Consider the following 4480-nt stretch of genomic DNA (forward strand, 5'->3'; position numbering starts at 1 on the left):
TATAGCACCACCAACAACTACAGAGTAAGAACCCATCTCCATAGCAAGTCTTGCTTTTTCAGGAGTATCAAAGTTTCCTTCAGCAATTACTGGAACAGTAGATTTTTCAATTAACTCTTTTAATACATCAAAATTATTTAATCCTTTAGATTGAGTAGTATACCCAACAAGAGTAGTTCCAACATAGTCAAATCCATATTCAGCAGCCTTTAAACCCTCTTGAACAGTTGAAATATCAGCCATAAATTTTTGATTTGGATATTTAGTTTTTAGTGATTTTAAAAGATTTACATCAGCATTAATAGTTGCATCAAGAGCAATAACATCAATATTTAATTTAATTAAAGCGTCTAATTCTTTTTCAGTTGGAGTTATATATGTAACCATATTATCATAGTCTTTTTTTATAATTCCAATAATTGGAAGATCTACAACTTTTTTGATTTCAGTAATATCAGCTACACTATTAGCTCTAATTCCAACAGCTCCTGACATTTGAGCTGCAAGAGCCATTCTTCCCATTATAAATGAACTGTGTAGAGGTTCATTTTCTAAAGCTTGACAAGATACAATAAGACCTTTTTTCATTTTAATCCTCCTAGTTATTTTCTATAATATCATTTATTTTTTGCTTAATTGGATCAGCCATTGCACCAAAAATAGCTTGAATTCCACCTTGTACTTCTAAAACACCAGTAGCACCAAGAGCTTTTATTTTAGCTTTATCAACCTTTGAAACATCTTTAACAGAAACTCTAAGCCTAGTAATACAAGCGTCTAATTCTTCTATGTTTTCCTTTCCACCTAAAGCTTGTAAAACTTCTTTAGAGGTTTCATAAAGAGAGTCTTTAGTGACTATTTTAATCTCTTCATCATCTCCCTCTCTTCCAGGTGTAGGAATGTTAAAACGTTTAATTAAAAATCTAAAAGAGAAGTAGTATAAAAATGACCATAAAATTCCAACAAGAATAACATATATCCAATTTGTAGCTTCATTCCCTTGTAAAACTCCAAAAAGGGTAAAGTCAATTAAACCACCAGAAAATGTATTTCCAATAGATATATTTAAAAGATCAGCAACTAAGAAAGATAAACCATCAAAGAATGCATGAACTCCATATAACCAAGGAGCAACAAATAAAAACATAAACTCAATAGGTTCAGTAATTCCTGTTACAAAAGATGTAATAGCAGCTCCAAGGAATAATCCTCCAACAGCTTTTCTTTTGTTTTTAGGTGTACAGTGATACATAGCTAAACAAGCAGCAGGTAGACCAAACATCATAGTAGCAAAACGACCTGCAAAGAATCTAGTTCCATCTGTGAATAAACCTGTATGACTTGGATCAGCAAGTTGAGCAAAGAATATATTTTGAGCTCCTACAATTTGCTTTCCAGCAACAGTTGCAACTCCACCAAGTTCAGTATACCAAAATAGAGGATAGATCATATGATGAAGACCAATAGCTCCACTTAATCTAAGTACAAAACCATATAAGAAAGTTCCAAAGATACCAAGACCCGCAATCGATTTACCAATTGATGTTAACCATCCTTGGAAAGTTGGCCATGTTAAGAAAAATAAAATTCCAACTCCAATTGCGACAAATGATGAAACTATAGGAACAAATCTTGATCCACCAAAGAATCCAAGAACAGCAGGAAGTTTAATATTACTATATTTATTATGTAAATAAGCAACTAACGAACCTATAATAATAGAACCAACAACACCAGTATCAATAGAACCAACACTTGGATTGAAAGCGGTTATCATTCCTTTAATAGAAGCATTCATAACTAAAAAAGCAACAGCACCAGCTAAACCAGCTGTTCCTTTGTCTTTTTTAGACAGTCCAATAGCTAGACCAATACACATAATAAGTGCAAGGTTAGCAAAAATAACTTCACCAGAAGAAGACATAACCTTAAGAACTCCTTGAAGTAATGGAATGTCTAAAAAAGGATAGGCGTTAACAGTATTTTTATTAGATAAAGCTCCTCCAATTCCTAAAAGTAAACCAGCCGCAGGTAAAATTGCAATTGGTAGCATAAATGATTTTCCAATTTTTTGTAAATTTTTAAACATTGTGACCCCCTGTTACATTGTAGAAATAATTTTCTTTCAAATAAAAAATCAGAAAATCATTTTCATGTTAATTATGATATAAAATATACCATATTAGGAGTTATTAGTCAATAAAAAAACAGCAAAAGTGATTAACTAATGCTGCTATTTTAAAATTGCATCGATTGTTATTTGCATTTTATTACTTAAATCATCATTTTTCAGTAAAATAGTTGAGATTAAATCAAATAAATAAATTGTAGAAAATTGAGAATTTATAAAATTATTTTTATCTAAAAAATGACTATTATAAATTATAAGTAAATCATCTGAAAAATGAGAAAGAGATGAGTTTTGAGATGATGTTATTCCAATAGTTTTAGCTCCATTTTTTTGACAAATACGTAAAGAATTAACAACTTCTTGAGTTTCTCCTGATATAGAAAGTCCAATTACAAGATCTTGAGAAGAAACGATAGCACTATTGATAATCATCATATGAGAGTCAGTTATACTAGAAACATTAAATCCCATTCTTAAAAGACGTTGCATAAACTCTGTTGCAGTAAGTCCTGAACTTCCAACACCATAAATATATATTTTTTTAGCATTTTTTAAATCTTTTATAAAAGAGTAAATTTTTTCTTTATTTAAAAGTAGTTTAGTTCTACTTATTACTTCTGAATAGTAGTTATAGACATTATCAAATAAATCATCATTATTTAATTTATTTAAAGATGTTGTATCAGAATTTAATTTCATTTTCATATGAACAAAACTTTCACATTTTATTTTTTTAGAAAATCTTGTTATAGATGATGGAGAAGCGCCGATTTTCTTAGCAAGTTCTGTTATTGTAATATTATTAATATCTAATTTATATTTTAAAATATAATCTGCAATTTTTTTTTCTTTAATTGAAAAATATTTATAATTTTCATGAATCTCTTGTAGTACATCCAAAATTTAACCTCCTTAACTAAAAAGTTGAATTATCAGCATCAAGAATTACTTTGTATTTAAATTTATCTCCTCTAACAATACTTTCAGTAAATTCAATTATGTATTCTGAAGAGAATGTAACTCTTTGTATTTTTATACTTGGATCATATGTGCTTACATTTAAAAATGAAGCTTCCTCTTCAGTTGGTAAAATAGGAAAAAAAGACTCCTCTGCTTTTAAAAACTTAATATTATAATTTTCTTTAAGAATGGTATATAACGGTTTTTCTTTTAATATATCAAGAGTTAGATTTGGAAATATTGAAGTAGGTAAATATGTAGTTTCATACATAGTGGGAAGATCATCAATAAGTCTAATTCTGACTAATTTATATACTTTTGAAAGTATATCTAAATTTAAAGTATTTGAAATTCTTTCATCGCAATTGATAATAGAAAAATCTAGGATTTGAGAAGTCGGATTTTTTCCAAGTTTAATCATTTCCTCTGTAAAACTATAAAATTTAATAAGTGGTTGATCTAGTTTTTTAGGAGCAATAAATGTTCCTTTACCTTGTATTTTATAGATAATTTTATTTTTTTCAAGTTCAGCAATAGCCTGTCTAACAGTTGCTCTGCTAATTTTAAATTTTTCACAAAAATCTCTTTCAGAAGGAAGTTTTGTATTTTCTTTTAAATTTCCAACTTCAATATCATTTAGAATAATATCCATAAGTTGATAATATAGAGCTATTCTACTATCTTTATTTAACATTTTGCTATAACCTCCTTTTAATTTATAATTTCAACTAAAAAATAATAGCACTTTTTTTTTATAAAACCAAGATAAAATTAGATATTATTGACATTAGTTAAAAATATGGTATACTCAAATCCTTAAAAGATAAGGAGGAGGAGTATGGGCGAAAAAAACTTAACAATGAAAGATATTGCTAAATTAGCTGGAGTATCTCAACCAACAGTATCTAGAGTTATAAATAAAAGTTCTAAAGTATCTAAAGATATTGAAGAAAGAGTAAAGGATATAATTGCAAAATATAATTTTAAAGCTAATGAAAGTGCTAAAATTTTAAGAGGAAATAAATCTAAAACAATAGGATTAATTGTTTATAATTTTTCAAATTATTATTATTTAGAGATGGTAAAATATGTAGAGAAAGAGATTAGAAAAAAGGGTTATACTTTAATAGTAATGAACTCTGAAAATAGTAAAGAAATTGAACTTGATCATATAAAAAAGCTATTATCTAAAAATGTAGAGGGAATATTAATTGCACCAATTTGTATTAAAAATTTAAAATTTTTAAAAAATAAAGAACTTCCTTTTCTAGTTATAAATAGGATAATAGAGGGATATTCTTATGTTTCCACATCTCTTTATAAAGGTGGTAGAATTGCTACAGAATATATGGTGAAAAATGGATATAAAGACATATGTTTTATTGGAAG

General features: G+C 27.6%; 5 protein-coding genes. 1 reads left to right on the forward strand and 4 read right to left on the reverse strand.

What is annotated here, in order from left to right:
- From Q0V09_RS08115 to Q0V09_RS08130, 4 genes are all read right to left on the reverse strand, one after another.
- The coding region (locus tag Q0V09_RS08115; RefSeq protein ID WP_297488341.1) for an N-acetylmannosamine-6-phosphate 2-epimerase at window positions 1-588 on the reverse strand (588 nt) is incomplete at its 3' end.
- Window positions 589-598: 10 nt separating this feature from the next.
- Entirely contained in the window at window positions 599-2089 is a 1491-nt protein-coding gene (locus Q0V09_RS08120; RefSeq protein ID WP_297488343.1) for a PTS transporter subunit EIIC, read from the reverse strand.
- Between the two features lie 144 nt (window positions 2090-2233).
- On the reverse strand, window positions 2234-3031 hold the full coding sequence (locus Q0V09_RS08125; RefSeq protein WP_297488347.1) for a MurR/RpiR family transcriptional regulator: 798 nt from the start codon (window positions 3029-3031) through the stop codon (window positions 2234-2236).
- 16 nt (window positions 3032-3047) lie between these two features.
- Complete coding sequence (locus Q0V09_RS08130; protein ID WP_297488350.1) at window positions 3048-3785, reverse strand: GntR family transcriptional regulator; 738 nt, start codon at window positions 3783-3785, stop codon at window positions 3048-3050.
- A 144-nt stretch (window positions 3786-3929) separates the two neighbouring features.
- Between Q0V09_RS08130 and Q0V09_RS08135 the strand changes: the two genes are divergently transcribed.
- The coding region (locus tag Q0V09_RS08135) for a LacI family DNA-binding transcriptional regulator (RefSeq protein ID WP_297488353.1) at window positions 3930-4480 on the forward strand (551 nt) is incomplete at its 3' end.

This window comes from uncultured Cetobacterium sp. (assembly GCF_947039425.1).
Lineage (GTDB): Bacteria > Fusobacteriota > Fusobacteriia > Fusobacteriales > Fusobacteriaceae > Cetobacterium_A.